The 13,257-nt window shown below is 68.2% G+C and carries 12 protein-coding genes; 3 read left to right on the top strand and 9 right to left on the bottom strand.

Annotated features, from left to right (window positions below):
* Positions 1–80 precede the first annotated feature (80 nt).
* The gene (locus VQ042_RS07885; protein ID WP_331817283.1) at positions 81–431 is read left to right on the top strand and encodes a c-type cytochrome; all 351 of its coding nucleotides are present in this window, start codon (positions 81–83) and stop codon (positions 429–431) included.
* A gap of 66 nt (positions 432–497) precedes the next feature.
* Here the strand turns inward: VQ042_RS07885 and VQ042_RS07880 are convergent, their stop codons facing one another.
* The 4 genes from VQ042_RS07880 to VQ042_RS07865 form a co-directional block, all read right to left on the bottom strand.
* Complete coding sequence (locus VQ042_RS07880; RefSeq protein WP_331817281.1) at positions 498–3,191, bottom strand: bifunctional acetate--CoA ligase family protein/GNAT family N-acetyltransferase; 2,694 nt, start codon at positions 3,189–3,191, stop codon at positions 498–500.
* A 107-nt stretch (positions 3,192–3,298) separates the two neighbouring features.
* A complete protein-coding gene (locus VQ042_RS07875; RefSeq protein WP_331817279.1) occupies positions 3,299–4,372 on the bottom strand; it encodes an NAD(P)-dependent alcohol dehydrogenase in 1,074 nt (357 codons plus the stop codon).
* A 67-nt stretch (positions 4,373–4,439) separates the two neighbouring features.
* Positions 4,440–4,697 carry a hypothetical protein gene (locus tag VQ042_RS07870; protein ID WP_331817278.1) on the bottom strand — a complete coding sequence of 86 codons (258 nt, stop codon included), beginning with the start codon at positions 4,695–4,697 and terminating at the stop codon, positions 4,440–4,442.
* A 22-nt stretch (positions 4,698–4,719) separates the two neighbouring features.
* Entirely contained in the window at positions 4,720–5,562 is an 843-nt protein-coding gene (locus VQ042_RS07865) for a universal stress protein (RefSeq protein WP_331817276.1), read from the bottom strand.
* Between the two features lie 175 nt (positions 5,563–5,737).
* Here VQ042_RS07865 and xth point away from each other — a divergent pair, with 175 nt between their 5' ends.
* On the top strand, positions 5,738–6,559 hold the full coding sequence (gene xth, locus VQ042_RS07860) for an exodeoxyribonuclease III (RefSeq protein ID WP_331817274.1): 822 nt from the start codon (positions 5,738–5,740) through the stop codon (positions 6,557–6,559).
* Between the two features lie 4 nt (positions 6,560–6,563).
* Positions 6,564–7,004 (top strand): DUF1810 domain-containing protein, encoded by a 441-nt coding sequence (locus tag VQ042_RS07855; protein WP_331817272.1) that lies wholly within the window; start codon positions 6,564–6,566, stop codon positions 7,002–7,004.
* A 16-nt stretch (positions 7,005–7,020) separates the two neighbouring features.
* Here VQ042_RS07855 and VQ042_RS07850 read toward each other — a convergent pair whose 3' ends face one another.
* The 5 genes from VQ042_RS07850 to VQ042_RS07830 all read right to left on the bottom strand — a co-directional run bounded on the left by VQ042_RS07850 (position 7,021) and on the right by VQ042_RS07830 (position 13,052).
* A complete protein-coding gene (locus tag VQ042_RS07850; RefSeq protein ID WP_331817271.1) occupies positions 7,021–7,965 on the bottom strand; it encodes an ABC transporter permease in 945 nt (314 codons plus the stop codon).
* Positions 7,962–9,014, bottom strand: coding sequence for an ABC transporter permease (locus tag VQ042_RS07845; RefSeq protein WP_331817269.1), 1,053 nt, complete (start codon positions 9,012–9,014; stop codon positions 7,962–7,964). The genes VQ042_RS07850 and VQ042_RS07845 overlap by 4 nt, the downstream gene beginning before the upstream one ends.
* Positions 9,014–10,537 carry an ABC transporter ATP-binding protein gene (locus tag VQ042_RS07840; protein ID WP_331817267.1) on the bottom strand — a complete coding sequence of 508 codons (1,524 nt, stop codon included), beginning with the start codon at positions 10,535–10,537 and terminating at the stop codon, positions 9,014–9,016. Before VQ042_RS07840 ends, VQ042_RS07845 begins: the two co-directional genes overlap by 1 nt.
* 137 nt (positions 10,538–10,674) lie before the next feature.
* Positions 10,675–11,661, bottom strand: coding sequence for a BMP family protein (locus VQ042_RS07835; RefSeq protein WP_331817265.1), 987 nt, complete (start codon positions 11,659–11,661; stop codon positions 10,675–10,677).
* An 89-nt stretch (positions 11,662–11,750) separates the two neighbouring features.
* A complete protein-coding gene (locus tag VQ042_RS07830) occupies positions 11,751–13,052 on the bottom strand; it encodes an amidohydrolase family protein (RefSeq protein ID WP_331817263.1) in 1,302 nt (433 codons plus the stop codon).
* Positions 13,053–13,257: the final 205 nt, after the last annotated feature.

The following is a 13,257-nucleotide window of genomic DNA, read 5'->3' as shown; positions in this document are numbered from 1 at the left end:
GTGGTCAGATGGTGCAACAGCATCGCGTCGCACGTCTTCCCGGACACGGCGCTCTGTGGCGGAACAAGGAGGAAACGGCGATGACCCGATTCGGACATTTGCGGCAGCGGCTGCGACAGGTAGCGCTCCTTGCGGCGGCGCTCGCCATGATGCCGACCACCGCCATGGCCCAGGATCTCGCGAACATCGCCAACGGCCAGCGCTTCCTCGAAGCCAATTGCGCCCGGTGTCATTCCATCGGGCGCAAGGGCGTCAGCCCGCATCCGCAGGCGCCGGCCTTTCGCACGCTCTCGCGCAACTATCCGATCGCCGCCCTCGAAGAATCGCTGGTGGAGGGGCTGTGGACCGGGCACCCGGACATGCCGGAATTCATCTTCGGGCCCGGACAGGCGCAGTCGATCATCGCCTATATCGAAAGCATCCAGGAATAGCGGGACGCTCCCGGCAGATCCCCTTCGACATCATGAGGGACAGGAGTCGGCGTCCTCGCCGGCCCCTTACGTCGCTGCCTTGCGATCGAACTCGATGGTGACATGGGCGGTGTCGGAGAAGTTCTCCGGCGTTTCCATGCGGAACCCCAGGTCCCGGGCCATCTGCAGCATCGTGCTGTTCTCGCGCAGAACCTCGCCATAGACGCGGCGCAAGCCACGCTTGCGGCCGTAGGCCAGGATTTCCGACAGCAGCCGGTAGCCAAGGCCCCGCCCCTTCATGTCGGACCGCACGAGGACGGCAAACTCCGCCGCTTCGTTCTCGGGGTCCGAGACGAGACGGGCCACACCGAAGATCGGGCCCTCGCCATAGGGGCTGTCCGGTTCGACCGCCACCAGCGCCATCTCGCGGTGATAGTCGATCTGCGAGAAGCGTGCTGCCGCCTGGTGCCGCAGCACCTTCATCGGCGCCATGAAGCGCAGGCGCAGATCCTCCTGCGTGCAGCGGGAAACCATCTCGGCCAGCGGATTCTCGTCCTCCGGCCGGATCGGACGGAGCAGGAAGCGCTCGCCCCGACGCAGTTCCACCTCGCATTCCAGTTCGCGCGGATAGGGCCGGATCGACGGTGCGACCCGTGTCGCGCCCGCCTCGTGCAGCGACACCCGCGCGTCGAGGGCGATCACGCCGTCGGCGTCGGCGAGCAGCGGATTGATGTCGAGTTCGGCCACGTCCGCCAGATGGACCGCCAGTTCCGACAGGCGCACGAGCACGCTGGCCAGCACGTCGAAGGCCACCGGGGGCACGTCGCGATACCCGTCGAGGAGCTTTGCGACCCGGGTACCCCGGATCATCTCCCGGGCCAGCACGGAATTGAGCGGAGGCAGGCCGATCGCACGGTCCCCGATCACCTCCGTCGCCTTGCCGCCGCGGCCGAACAGGATCACCGGACCGAAGGTGGGATCGGTCGCAATGCCCGCGATCAGTTCATAGGCGCCGTCGCGCACGATCATGCGCTGCACGGTGAAGCCGTCGATCCGCGCATCCGGCGCATGCGCGCGCACCGACGCAAGCATCGTCTCGGCACTCTCGCGCATCTCCCCGGCCGAGCGGATGTTCAGGCGCACGCCGCCGGCATCGGATTTGTGGGAGATCTCGGGCGAGACGATCTTGAGAACGGCCGGCGCACCGATCTCCTCGAAGCCCGCAATCGCCTCGTCGACGGTCGCCGCCATACGGGTCGCGACCGTGGCAATGCCGAAGGTGGCCAGCAACCGCTTGGCCTCGAATTCGCTCAGCGTCGTGCGGCCGTCGGCGCGCACGGCTTCGATCAGTTCCCTGGCAGCGGCGATGTCCTGATGCCCGATGGCGACGCCCGCCGAGGGCGTTTCCAGGAGGAGCTCCTGGTTGCGCTTGTATTCAACGAGATGGGTGAAGGCGCGGATGGCCTTTTCCGGACTGTCGAAGGTCGCCACCTTCTCGCCGGCGAAGTAGTCGCGGACCGGCGCTGCGGACGTGCCGCCGAGCCAGTTGGTCAGGACCGGAAAGCGCGGCCGGCGCTTGGCGATCTCGGCCACCCGCCGGCCGGCCTCCATGCCGTCGGCGACGGCGGTCGGACAGTTGATGACGAGGATCGCGTCGGATTCGCGCTCACTCATCAGCACGTCGAGGGCCGCGCCGTAGCGCTCGGGCGTCGCGTCGCCGATGATGTCGACGGGATTGGCCCGCGACCAGGTCGACGGCAGGACCGCGTCGAGCGCGGTGATGCCTTCGTCGCTCAGTTTGGCGAGCCGACCTCCGTCGGATTCGAGCGCGTCGACCGCTAGGACGCCGGCGCCGCCGCCATTGGTCAGGATGGTCAGCCGGTCGCCTGAGATCCGCACCCCGCTCGCGAGCGTGGCCGCGGCCTCGAACAATTCCTCGATCTCGCGCACCCGAAGGATGCCGGCGCGCCGGAAGGCGGCGTCGTAGACGACATCGGACCCGGCCAGGGCGCCGGTATGGGACTGGGCGGCCCGGGCACCCGCCGCGCTGCGCCCGGCCTTGATGACGAGGACGGGCATGGAACGGGCCGCCAGCCGCGCGGCGGAGAGGAATTTCTGCGCCTCGGTGACGTTCTCGACATACAGCAGGATCGACCGCGTCGCCCGGTCGGTCGCCAGATAATCCAGCATGTCGCCGAAATCGACGTCGGACATGTCCCCCACCGAAACGAGATGGGAAAAGCCGATGCGACGCTCGTCGGCCCAGTCGATGACCGAGGTCAGCATGGCGCCCGACTGGCTCACGAGCGCGATGTCGCCGGCCCGCGGCATCAGGTGGGCAAAGCTGGCGTTGATGCCCGCAGCCGGAGAGATCAGGCCCAGGCAGTTCGGCCCGACGATGCGCATGAGGTATGGCCGCGCCGCGTCGAGAACCTGCTGCCGCAGTGTCGACCCGCCTGCCGTTTCCCCGAGCCCGGCCGAGATGACGATGGCGGCGCAGCAGCCGCGCGCGCCGAGCGCGGCGATGATCGCGGGGACGGTGCGCGCCGGTGTCGCCACGATGGCCAGATCCGGCACCTCGGGAAGGTCATCCACCGAGCGGTGGCAGGCACGGCCGTGGACCTCGCTCTCATGCGGATTGACCAGCATGATCCGGCCGGCAAAGCCGCCCGAGACCAGATTGTCGACCAGCACGGAGCCCACCGAGCCCGGCTGGTTGCTGGCGCCGATCAGCGCGATCGCGCGCGGACTGAAGAGGGCGTCGAAATTGCGGATACTCATGGGATGCGGGTCGCCTGCGCTCGTCGGATCTGCGTCATGATCGTCCGTCCCTGTGCCGCCGGGTTTGCGTCAACGGCCTCGGTCCTAACACGCAGACGACCCCACAATTATGGCTGTATGGCCACCTTCAGGACGCCGTCGCGCTGATTGGCGAACAGGTCGTAGGCCTCCTCGATCTGATCGAGCTTGAAGCGATGGGTCACCAGCGGCCGGGTATCGAGGCGCTCCGACGCGATGACCTCCATCAGGCGACGCATGCGCTCCTTGCCGCCGGGACACAGCGTGGTGACGATGCGGTTGTCGCCGAGACCGGCACTGAAGGCGTCGAGCGGGATGGTCAGGTCGTTGGAATAGACGCCGAGCGATGACAGCGTTCCGCCGGGCCGCAGCACCCGCAGGGCGGCTTCGAAGGTCTCCTGCCGGCCGAGCGCCTCGATCGCCACGTCGACGCCGCGGCCGTCGGTCAGTCGCATGATCTCGGCGACGACGTCGCCCTTGGTGAAGTCGACGACATGGTCGGCGCCCATCTTGTGGGCGATCTCCATGCGCTCGGGCACGGATTCCACCCCGATGATCGTCGTGGCGCCCATCAGCCGGGCACCGGCAGTGGCACAGAGGCCGATCGGCCCCTGGGCAAACACCGCGACGACGTCACCGATGCGCACTGCACCGCTCTCGGCGCCGGAAAAGCCTGTAGACATGATGTCCGGGCACATCAGGACCTGCTCGTCGGTGAGCCCGTCCGGGATCGGCGCCAGATTGACCATGGCGTCGGGCACGAGAAGATATTCGGCCTGGGCGCCGTCGATGGTGTTGCCGAAACGCCAGCCGCCCATCGGCCGGAATCCGTGCTTCGTGCCCGGCCCGTCCTGGGAATGGCAGCCGCAGAGGCAGGCATTGCTGTAGCCGCTCGGCGTGATCGCGCCGGCAATGACGCGCTGGCCTTCGGTATAACCCTGCACGGCGGAGCCGAGCTTCTCGATCACGCCGACCGGCTCGTGGCCGATGGTCAGCCCCCGCTCGACCGGATATTCACCCTTGAGAATGTGCACGTCGGTACCGCAGATCGTCGTCGTGGTGATCCGCACCAGCGCGTCGAGCGGGCCGACATCGGGTATCGGCTTTTCGTCGAGCACGATCCGGTTCGGCTCGACGAAGATCGCCGCTTTCATCTTGGCCATAGGTTTTCCAGCCTTCTGTTCGACAGGGTCTCGCGAGTGAAGAGATGCCGCGCGGAGCGCGCGGCGTTCAGGAAGCGGCGGGACGGACGCGTGGCCTACGCACCCTCGGGATGAGGATGCGCGCCGGCAGCCCCGCGGCATGGCGGGGGCGCTGGATCCTGACCGTCACCTCCTGGCCGAGCCGCGTGACGCGCTCGGCATCGGCAAAGGCCGAGCGCAGGGCTTCCGCGCGTCGTCGGAAGGTCCCATGCGAGGCATGACAGAAGGAGACCTGCCAGAAATCTCCCAAGGGCTCGATGCTGTATTCCAGATGGCTGTAGCGCATGGCGCTTCTCCGATCAGGATCGTCAGCGGGACATCAGCAGGGGCACGTCGCAGCGCGTCAGCAATTCGCGGGTGACACCGCCCAGCAGCATCTCGCGAAGCCGCGAATGACCGTAGGCGCCGACGACGATCATCTCCGCACCTAGGCTTTCGGCCTCCTTCATCAGGGCGTCGGCGGGATGGCGCCAGTTCGGCAGCTCCCGCGTTTCCACCTTCACGCCATGGCGGGCGAGATGGCGGGCCATGTCGGCCATCGGCTCGCGATGACGCTGCTCGTCCGAGCCTTCCTCCACGACGCTGGCGAGAACCACCTGGCTCGCCTGCTTCAGGAACGGCACGGCGGCGGTCACGGCATGGGCGCATTCGGGGGAGTCCCGCCAGCCGACGACGACGACATCCGGCGCGCTGAAACTGCGCTTGGGCGACGGTGGGACGACGAGCGCCGCCGAGCGGGCATTGAACAGGATCGCCTCGATGACCTGACCGTGGAGCGCGTATTTGCCGCCGTGGTGGGGGACGACGAAAATGTCCGTGGTGCCGGCAAGCTGCTCGACGGTGCTCGACAGATGGCCGAACGAGCCGTCGCTGCGCCGAAGACCATAGGGAACCGCCATCCGCTCCAGGCGCTCGCGCAGCTTCGCCTCTGTGGCGTCGCCCGTGTCCTTGCCGACCTTGAACAGTTCGGCGATCAGCATGTCGGAACCCGGCCCCGCCGGCACGCCGGTGATCTGGATGTGGTTGGCAAGGAGGCATTCCAGATGCGCGCCAAAGGCGGATGCGATCGTCTCCGCATAGTCGATGGCCACCTCGTCCGCCGGAGAGCCGTCGAGATAGACCGCCAGGTCCGCGATGAGGGATTTGTGCATGTGATCACCCTTTGCCAGTGCTGCCGTCACGACTTCGCCCGACCTTCAACAGAGTGCCGGTTGGCAAGGCGCGTTGCCTTGATCGAAGTCAAAGGTCCGGTGGCGCCTCGCGCCGGTTCACACTTCGACGCCTTCGCCCCCTCGAAATCAAGCGGCCCGGCGCCAGGTGGCGGGCATGAGGATCGCCAGTTTCAACATCAACGGCGTCAATGGCCGCCTGCCCGTGCTGCTGCGCTGGCTGGCGGAGGCCGAGCCCGACGCCGTGTGCCTGCAGGAGCTCAAGGCGCCGGACGAGAAGTTCCCCGCAGACGCGATCCGTGGGGCGGGCTACGGCGCGATCTGGCACGGCCAGAAAAGCTGGAACGGCGTCGCCATCCTGGCGCGGGGCCCCGATCCGCTGGAAACCCGTCGCGGCCTTCCCGGCGACGAGGACGACCATCAGAGCCGGTATCTGGAAGCGGCGATCAGGGGCGTTCTGGTCGGCTGCCTTTACCTGCCCAATGGCAATCCGGCGCCCGGCCCGAAATTCGACTACAAGCTGCGTTGGCTCGAGCGCTTCGCCGCCCACGCGGCGGATCTCATGGCCACCGGCGCACCGGTGGTCCTGGCCGGCGACTACAATGTCATCCCCACCGATCTCGACGTCTACAAGCCCGAGCGCTGGGTCGACGACGCGCTGTTTCGGCCGGAGGTGCGCGAGGCGTATCGCCGCCTGGTCGCAGAGGGCTGGACCGACGCCATCCGCGCGCTGCATCCGGACGAGCCGAACTACACGTTCTGGGACTATCTGCGGAATGCCTGGGGCCGTGATGCCGGGCTTCGGCTCGATCACCTGCTCCTGAGCCCGTCCCTGGCACCGCGCCTCGTCGCGGCCGGCGTCGACCGCCGGGTACGCGGATGGGAGAAGGCCAGCGACCATGCGCCGGCGTGGATCGAGATCACCGACGCCGAACCGGCATCCAGGCCGCGCCGTACCCGGCGCCGAAGCACGGAGTAACGAGATGACGAGCGACGATCCCTTCGACCTCCACCGCTTCGTGGATGCGCAAGCGCCGGTCTTCGACCAGGCGCTCGACGAGCTGCGGGCGGGCGCCAAGCGCACCCACTGGATGTGGTTCGTGTTCCCGCAATTGCGCGGGCTCGGCCGGTCCGACATGGCGCAGCATTACGGGATGACCGGCCTGGACGAGGCCCGTGCCTATCTCGACCATCCGCTGCTCGGACCGCGTCTGGCGGCCTGTACAGAGGCCGTCATGGCCCATGCGGACCGGTCGCTCGCCGCGATCTTCGGGGCGCCGGACGACATGAAGTTCGTTTCGTCCATGACGCTGTTCGCGCAAGCGGCGGACGGAACTCCGGCCCTCTACTGCGATGCCATTGCGCAATTCTGCGGCGGACGCGAGGATGCGGCGACGCTCCGCCTGCTGCAGACATCCGGCTGACGGCGGCGCGGAGGCCTCAGCGCTCGCCGCGCCGGTAGGGCTGCATCAGGGCCTGCGGGACCCGTGCGCGCCGTGCCATCACCACCAGGGCGACGATCGACAGGAGATACGGCATCATCAGGAACATCTGGTACGGGACGGCCTTGCCGAACTCGGTCTGCAGCCGAAGCTGATAGGCGTCGAACAGGGCAAACAGGATCGCGCCGAGCAGCGCCCGCCCGGGCCGCCAGGTGGCGAAGACGACGAGGGCGATGCAGATCCAGCCACGTCCCTGGATCATGGTCGGGAAGAAGCTGTTGAAGGCCGACAGGGTCAGGAAGGCGCCGCCGACGCCCATCAGCGCGCTTCCGGCAACCACCGCACCGATGCGGATCGCGATCGGGTCGACGCCCTGCGCCTCGGCCGCATGCGGGTTCTCGCCGGTCATGCGGATCGCCAGTCCCAGTGGCGTGCGCGCCAGCACATAGGCCATCACCGCGGCCACGAGCAGCGCCAGATAGGTCGGCGCGGTCTGGGTGAAGAGCGCGTCGCCGACGACCGGCAAGTCGGACAGCACCGGCACGTGGATCGGCTGGAACGGCTCGATGGTGGGCGGCGTGCCCTGCAGCGGCACGACCAGCCGGAACACGAAATAGCTGAGGCTCGACGCCAGCAGCGTGATGCCGAGCCCGGTCACGTGCTGGGACAGGCCCAGCGGCACGGTGAGCAGCGCATGAAGCAGGCCGAACGCCGCGCCGCCGGCCGCCGCTGCGAACAGGCCGGCCCACAGATTGCCGCCCTCGAAGACGGTCAGCCAGCCGATCATGGCGCCGAAGCTCATGATCCCCTCGATTCCGAGATTCAGGACGCCGGCGCGTTCGCACAGCAAGGCGCCGAGGGTGCCGAAGATCAGCGGCGTCGCGATGCGCAGCACGGCTTCCCACAGGCCGACGGAGGCGAAGATGTCGAGCGCGGCACTCATCGGCGGATCCGGTAGGCGGTGAAGAGCAGCGCGACCAGCATGGTCAGGAGCGACAGCGCCACGGTGACGTCGGCGATGAAGCTCGGCACGCCGAGGGCGCGGCTCATGGAATCGGAGCCGACGAACATCATCGCGGCGAACAGCGCGGCCGCGACCACGGCGAGCGGCTGCAGGTTGGCCAGCATGGCGACGATGATCCCGGCATAGCCGTAGCCCGGCGACAGGTCGGTGGTGACATAGCCCTTCACGCCGATCACCTCGATGGCCCCGGCCAGGCCCGCGAGCCCGCCGGACCAGCAGGCGACCTTGACCAGCGTGCGCGCCAGCGGCACGCCGGCAAAGCGTGCGGCCGCAGGGTTGAGGCCGGCCGCGCGCGATTCCAGGCCATAGGCCGTGCGCGACTGCACGACATGGACGACGATGGCGACAATCACCGCGATCAGCAGGCCGACATGCAGGCGCGAGCGCTCCAGCAGCTTCGGCAACAGCGCATCCGGCACGACGGGCACCGATTGCGGCCAGCCGAAGGCCAGCGGGTCCCGCATCGGCCCCTCGATCATCATCGACACGAAGAGCAGCACGACGAAGTTCAGAAGCAGCGTCGTGACCACCTCGTCGACCCCGAAACGCAACCGTAGCGCGAGCGGCACGAGAAGCAGCGCCATGCCCGCCACTGCGCCGGCGATCATCACGGCCGGGATCAGGGCAAAGCTCGGCAGGCCCGCAAGGCCCAGCTGCGAGCCGAGGAAGGCGGCCGCGAGCGCGCCCATGTAGAGCTGACCCTCGGCGCCGATGTTCCAGACCTTGGCCCGGAACGCGACCGCGACCGCCAGACCGGTCAGGATCAGCGGCGTCGTGCGGGTGAGCGTCTCGGTCAAGGCCAGGCGGGAGCCGAAGGCGCCCTCCACGATGCGAGCATAGGCTTCCAGGACCGGCGCCCCGGCCAGCGCGATCAGCACGCCCGACAGGGCCAGTGCCGTCAGCACGGCGAGGATCGGCGCGACTATCGTCAGCACCGCAGGACGGCTTTCCCGGCGTTCGAGGCGCATCAGGCGGCCTCGGGGGGCGCGGCCGCCCATTCGCCTGCCATCATCAGGCCGAGGCGGCGCGCGTCGAGGGATTCGATCGGCACGGGCTCCGACAGGCGCCCGCCCACGATGGCCTGCACGCGGTCGGCCAGTTCCAGCACCTCGTCGAGATCCTCGGAGATCAGCAGGACCCCCGCGCCAGCGTCGCGGGCGGCCAGGATCTCGCCGTGGACGGCCGCGACCGCCCCTTCGTCGAGCCCCCGCGTCGGCTGCGCGGCGACCAGCACCTTCGGCGCGCCGGCGAGATTGCGGCCGAAGATCAACTTCTGCATGTTGCCTCCCGACAGGAGCCGCGTGCGGCTGTCCGCCGCGCCGCCGCGAATGTCGAAGCGGTCGATTACGTCGGCCGCAAACGCCTTCGCTGCGGATCGCTGGACGAAGCCGGCCCTGGAAAAGGGCGCGTCGCGCACGCGCTCGAGGATGGCGTTCTCCCAGATCGCCATTTCCCCGATGGCGCCTTCGGCGTTGCGGTCCTCGGGGATGCGACCGACGCCCCGGCGCACGAGGTCGCGCGCCGACAGCGCCGACGCCTCCTCGCCGAGCACCGACAGTTGGCCGGCATCGGGTGTCACGAGCCCGGACACCAGATGGGCGAGCGCCGCCTGGCCGTTGCCGGAGACGCCGATGATGCCGAGCGTCTCGCGCTCGCGCAGATGAAAGCTGATGTCGGAGAGCCGGCGGCTGCCGTCCACAGAGACATTCACGTCCTGCGCCGACAGGACGATGCGTCCCGGCACGGCGACAGCCCGGACCGGGCGCGTCACGCGACGCCCGACCATCAGTTCCGCGAGCTCTTCCTTGGAGGTGGCCGCGGTCTTGCGCTCGGCGACCATGCGTCCGCCCCGCAGGACCAGCACCCGGTCGGCGGCGGCCATCACCTCGTGCAGCTTGTGGGAGATGAAGATCAGCGACAGCCCCTCGGCCGCCATCACGCGCAGGGTCCGGAACAGGTTCTCGGCCTCCGGCTGGGTCAGGACGCCGGTCGGCTCGTCGAGGATCAGGATCCTGGCGTCGTTGTAGAGCGCCTTGAGGATCTCCACGCGCTGCTGCTCGCCGACGGACAGGTCGCCGACCCGCCGGTCGGGATCGACGACGAGACCGAAGCGTTTAGCGAGGCCTGCCAGCTTGCGACGCGCCGCGACGGTGCCCGAGCGCCAGCGCGACAGGCGTTCGGTCCCGGTCATGACGTTTTCCAGCACGGTCAGGTTCGGCGCCAGGGTGAAGTGCTGGTGAACCATGCCGATCCCGGCGGCGATGGCCGCGCGCGGCCGCCCGAGAGGCAGTTCCTCGCCCGCGACCAGGACCCGGCCCGAATCCGGCACGTAATGTCCGAACAGGATGTTCATCAGAGTCGTCTTGCCGGCTCCGTTCTCGCCAAGCAACGCCACGAGTTCGCCGCGGCCGAGGGTCAGGCTGACGTCGTCATTGGCCGCGAAGTCGCCGAAGCGCTTGGTGATGTGCTCGAGGGACAGGACGGCGGTCATGGGAACTCACTTCCGCCGTCTGGCGAAGACGGCGATGCCCGCAGAAACGGACCAGCCCTGCGGGTACTATCGCAGGGTCCGGCCGTTCCCGCAGGGCCGCCGCAAACCGGCGAACAGGCTGGCATGCGAATCGCGGATCAGGTCGGTTCGCTGAAGTCGATCACCACTTCGAACTCGCCCGACTTGATCGCCGCGCGACGCTCCTCCATCGCGGCGACCGCTTCAGCCGGCACCATGGATTCGTCGAAGACGATGTCGTTCCCGCCTTCCTGCATCATGCTGTAGGGCGTGTAGTTCTTGCCGGTGCCGGTGGCGGCCCGGGTGTCGGCGACGGCCGCTTCGAGGATCGGCCGGAAGTACCACATCGCATTGGCGAAGACGGTCTGGGGATAGCGCTCGGTGTAGTCGGTCAGCGACCCGATCGCCTTGATCCCGCGCTCCTTGGCGGCGTCGGCCGTGCCGATGCGCTCGCCGAACAGGATGTCGGCGCCGGCGTCGATCTGGGCCAGGCCCGCCTCGCGCGCCTTGGGCGGATCGAAGAAGGTGCCGATGAAGCCGATAAGGTGCTTGGCATCCGGACGAACCGAATCAACGCCTGCCCGGAAGCCGTTGATCAACATGTTGACTTCCGGGATCGGGATCGCGCCGACCGCGCCGAAGGTGCCGGTCTCGCTCATCTTGCCGGCGAGCATCCCCGCCAGATAGGCGGCCTCGTGATTCCAGGTGCCGAAGGTGCCGAAATTGTCGCCGGCAGGCTCGCCGCTCGAGCCCATCAGGAACATGGTGTCGGGATAGTCGGCCGCGACCTGGCGCGCCTCGGTCTCCACCGCATAGGCCTCGCCGACGATCAGTTGGGCGCCCTGCTCGGCATATTCGCGCATGGCGCGGGCATAGTCGGTGCCGCTGACGCCCTCGGAGAAGACATATTCGATGGCGCCGTCCTCGGCGGCCTGCACCATCGCCGCGTGAAGCCGCGAATTCCACGCATTCTCCACGGGCGAGGCGTGGATGCCTGCCACCTTCAGGGGTGCCTGCGCGAAGGCGCGCGGCATGGTCAAGGCAAGGCCGACCCCGGCGCTGCCCAACAGAAAACCGCGCCGACCGATCCGACCTGACTTCAGCATGAAATATCCCCAACCACCCCGATGAAACAGGCCGCATTCTGACGACCTGCTCAATTCCATGTCAACCGTGCGATACGCCCAGCAAACAATCAGCCAACAGATGAATCGCCCAAGGGCGCGTAGGCGGCCGGATCGACCGTCACCTTGCGTCCCGGCAGCGTCAGGTGGCTCACACGCGGATCGGCCCGGGCAATGACCTGCCCGCCGCGCATCACCGCCAGCCGGGCTGCCTTGAGGCGGATCGCCTCGATCGGGTCGGCCGCCTGCAGGAGGACGAAATCCGCCCTGTTGCCCACTGCCAGCCCGTAGCCTTCCAGCCCCATAACCCTGGCAGAATTCACCGTGACGGCATCGAAGCAGGCCCGGATCGCGTCGCGCGAGGTCATCTGGCCGACATGCACCGCCATGTGGGCAACCTCCAGCATGTCGCCGGAGCCGAGCGAGTACCAGGGGTCCATCACGCAGTCATGGCCGAAGGCGACGTTGATGCCGGCGGCCATCAGCTCCGGCACGCGGGTCATGCCGCGGCGTTTGGGATAGGTGTCGTGGCGCCCCTGCAGGGTGATGTTGATCAGCGGGTTGGGAATCACGTGCATGCCCGATTCGGCGATCAGCGCGATCAGCTTCGACACGTAGTAATTGTCCATCGAGTGCATCGAGGTCAGGTGCGAGCCGGCGACCCGCCCCTCGAGGCCGTGGCGGACCGTCTCGGCCGCCAGCGTCTCCACATGCCGTGACATCGGGTCGTCGGATTCGTCGCAATGCATGTCGACCCGCAGGCCGCGTTCGGCGGCGATGCGGCACAGCGCGGTGACCGATTGCGCGCCCTCCGCCATGGTGCGTTCGAAATGCGGAATGCCGCCGACGATGTCGACGCCCATGTCCAGTGCCCGTTCGAGAGACGCGGCGCCACCAGGGGTGCGCAGATAGCCGTCCTGGGGAAAGGCGACCAGCTGCAGGTCGAGATAGGGCTTCACCCGGTCGCGCACTTCCAGCAGCGCCTCGGCGGTGACCAGCCGGGGATCGGACGTGTCGACATGGCTGCGGATCGCCAGCAAGCCTTGCGAGACCGCGAGATCGCAATAGCGCATGGCCCGTTCGACCAGCGCTTCCCTGGTCAGCAGCGGCTTCAGCTCGCCCCAGAGCGCGATGCCCTCGAGCAGCGTGCCGGAGCGGTTCATCCGGGGCAGGCCCAGCGACAGCGTCGCATCCATGTGAAAATGCGGGTCGACGAAGGGCGGCGACACCAGACGCCCACCGGCGTCGATCACCTCGGCCGCCTCGCCCGCGATCGTCGCGTCGATGGCGGCAATCCGGCCCCCCGCCACGGCGATGTCGACACCGGTCCGGCCGTCGGGCAGATGGGCATTGCGGATCATCAGGTCGAACATCGGGCGGCCGGTCCTCTTTCGTCGTCGTCGCGCCCGTTTTGATGCCGCGGGGCGCCGATGTCGATGGGAGATGCGGGCGCTCAAGAAAAACCCACAGGCCAGACTCGACCTCCGAAGGATGAGACCTCGGCCGTGCGGCACCGCGCCCGCAGCTTGCGAGTGCCACGGCGCGCCGCTAACGTTTCGGAAGATGACGGCGGAAGCG

Origin of the sequence: Aurantimonas sp. A2-1-M11, from assembly GCF_036549475.1 — a bacterium.
Classification (GTDB): domain Bacteria; phylum Pseudomonadota; class Alphaproteobacteria; order Rhizobiales; family Rhizobiaceae; genus Aurantimonas.
Note: the sequence above shows the minus strand (reverse complement) of the source record. Positions and strands in the feature narration are given on the sequence as shown.

What these genes read in the sequence shown, in the direction of transcription:
- VQ042_RS07840 (WP_331817267.1), bottom strand. Translation starts at nt 10,537, where the DNA reads ATGACCGCCGTCCTGTCCCTCGAGCACATCACCAAGCGCTTCGGCGAC.
- VQ042_RS07830 (WP_331817263.1), bottom strand. Translation starts at nt 13,052, where the DNA reads ATGTTCGACCTGATGATCCGCAATGCCCATCTGCCCGACGGCCGGACC.
- VQ042_RS07835 (WP_331817265.1), bottom strand. Translation starts at nt 11,661, where the DNA reads ATGCTGAAGTCAGGTCGGATCGGTCGGCGCGGTTTTCTGTTGGGCAGC.
- VQ042_RS07865 (WP_331817276.1), bottom strand. Translation starts at nt 5,562, where the DNA reads ATGCACAAATCCCTCATCGCGGACCTGGCGGTCTATCTCGACGGCTCT.
- VQ042_RS07875 (WP_331817279.1), bottom strand. Translation starts at nt 4,372, where the DNA reads ATGGCCAAGATGAAAGCGGCGATCTTCGTCGAGCCGAACCGGATCGTG.
- xth (WP_331817274.1), top strand. Translation starts at nt 5,738, where the DNA reads ATGAGGATCGCCAGTTTCAACATCAACGGCGTCAATGGCCGCCTGCCC.
- VQ042_RS07885 (WP_331817283.1), top strand. Translation starts at nt 81, where the DNA reads ATGACCCGATTCGGACATTTGCGGCAGCGGCTGCGACAGGTAGCGCTC.
- VQ042_RS07880 (WP_331817281.1), bottom strand. Translation starts at nt 3,191, where the DNA reads ATGAGTATCCGCAATTTCGACGCCCTCTTCAGTCCGCGCGCGATCGCG.
- VQ042_RS07850 (WP_331817271.1), bottom strand. Translation starts at nt 7,965, where the DNA reads ATGAGTGCCGCGCTCGACATCTTCGCCTCCGTCGGCCTGTGGGAAGCC.
- VQ042_RS07870 (WP_331817278.1), bottom strand. Translation starts at nt 4,697, where the DNA reads ATGCGCTACAGCCATCTGGAATACAGCATCGAGCCCTTGGGAGATTTC.
- VQ042_RS07845 (WP_331817269.1), bottom strand. Translation starts at nt 9,014, where the DNA reads ATGCGCCTCGAACGCCGGGAAAGCCGTCCTGCGGTGCTGACGATAGTC.
- VQ042_RS07855 (WP_331817272.1), top strand. Translation starts at nt 6,564, where the DNA reads ATGACGAGCGACGATCCCTTCGACCTCCACCGCTTCGTGGATGCGCAA.